The sequence below is a fragment of the Deltaproteobacteria bacterium IMCC39524 genome (assembly GCA_029667085.1).
Taxonomy (GTDB): Bacteria; Desulfobacterota; Desulfuromonadia; order Desulfuromonadales; family BM103; genus M0040.
Map to the genome: position 1 here is coordinate 1 of JARUHJ010000017.1, position 1,534 is coordinate 1,534.

A 1,534-nucleotide genomic window follows, 5' to 3' on the forward strand; every position below is an offset into this window, starting at 1 on the left:
TCGTGACTTGTGGGAAATTACAATCACAATCATTTTAATCGGGTGCAGTCAACATGGCGTTGGTGAATCTATTTCCATTGATAAGCTTGACTGTTCAAATCTCATCAGTGAACAGTAGTGTTCTGCCGAGGAGATGATTTCGCAAGAACCTCATCAATAACCTGGCAGATCAATTTTACTGGAGATGGCTTTGGGAGGACTGTGACATCGGATGACTGCAGAAAATTCAGTTGCTCGGGGTCTTCTGTTCCCGTAAAGAATATGAAGTGGCCCTCTAATGTTGGGTCAATTGACAATGCTTTTTTGTACATCTCTATACCATTCATTTTTGGCATAATGACATCAGCAACAATCAAGTCAAAATGACCTTCCTGTATGTGAGAAAGGCCCTCTTCTCCATCACGGGCAAGAATGACCTCTGCATCGTCCATTGTCAAAACTTCGAGCATACGTGCCACTGCCGCGTTGTCTTCGACTATCAGCACGCGTTTATTTGATACTGGCTTTAGTCTTCTAACTTTTTGGATGAGGCTCTCACCATCAGGCAGAGCGGAAATGTATTCTTGAATGTGTATTCGGTGTTGATCAATTTCAGAAGCCGCATGCTGAAACTCTTCTCCTAAGACTTTTGCAGCTTCGATGGCATAAATGAACACTTCATTCCATTCTGAGAACTCAATTTCGGCAATTACGTCCACCATTTCCCTTTGGCTTAATTCACCTCTATTTAGCGAATGTTGGGCATTATTAATAGGCGCTAAAATTTTATTCCGGAAGTCATCATCAAAATGAAAGGTGACCTTGACGATGCTCTCGCACGAAAGAGAGGCCATCGACTCTTCAAGCAATTTAATATGGTCCTGCTCCTCGTTGACAAGTTTAGACAAAAAACAAGCGAATTTATCATCACCAGCAAAAGTGACTGCAGCATCAGCGTAGAGCTTAGCGGCTTTTGTCTCAACTTCTATCATCCAACTAATGATTTCATTCACTACTGGCTCCTGCATAGGAAGCTTTAACGACATGCGCATGGTCATAAAGGATTTCACGGTTGTCAAAATATAGGCGCAAGGCATTGCACTCATATCTCTGCCGTGAAATCTTCAGCGCAATTTTATTACCTTGGGAGTAACAATAGTCCCAATAGCTATGACCAGAACTTGAGCCGACACTATTATCGGGAGACCCTAGAACTCTTAGCGTATCTCTTTTGGTTGTCTCACCAATATATAAAATCTTGTTTGGATAGATAGGGTCGTCTGTTGGGACAACTAATTTAATCATGGATACAACTTCAGGGATCACATTATTTTCGATCAAATAATTTGAGACTATTATTGTCTCTGGACCAGCACACCCTGACACAACCAAACTCAGGAGTAGATATTTTAGAGAACTATGCATTTTAGCCAAACCCAATAGGCCTTTGAAATGAAGCCTCCCTACCTCGGAAGGTTATTAGCCAGAGCAAATAATTATACCCTAAAATTAGGCATGCATTTCTGACACACAGAGAAATTCTCAGTACCCCTGA

At 41.6% G+C, this 1,534-nt stretch carries 2 protein-coding genes; both read right to left on the reverse strand.

What is annotated here, in order from left to right:
• Positions 1-104: 104 nt before the first annotated feature.
• On the reverse strand, positions 105-992 hold the full coding sequence (locus P9J64_17420) for a response regulator (protein ID MDG5470099.1): 888 nt from the start codon (positions 990-992) through the stop codon (positions 105-107).
• Positions 985-1,320 (reverse strand): hypothetical protein, encoded by a 336-nt coding sequence (locus P9J64_17425; protein ID MDG5470100.1) that lies wholly within the window; start codon positions 1,318-1,320, stop codon positions 985-987. The genes P9J64_17420 and P9J64_17425 overlap by 8 nt, the downstream gene beginning before the upstream one ends.
• Positions 1,321-1,534: the final 214 nt, after the last annotated feature.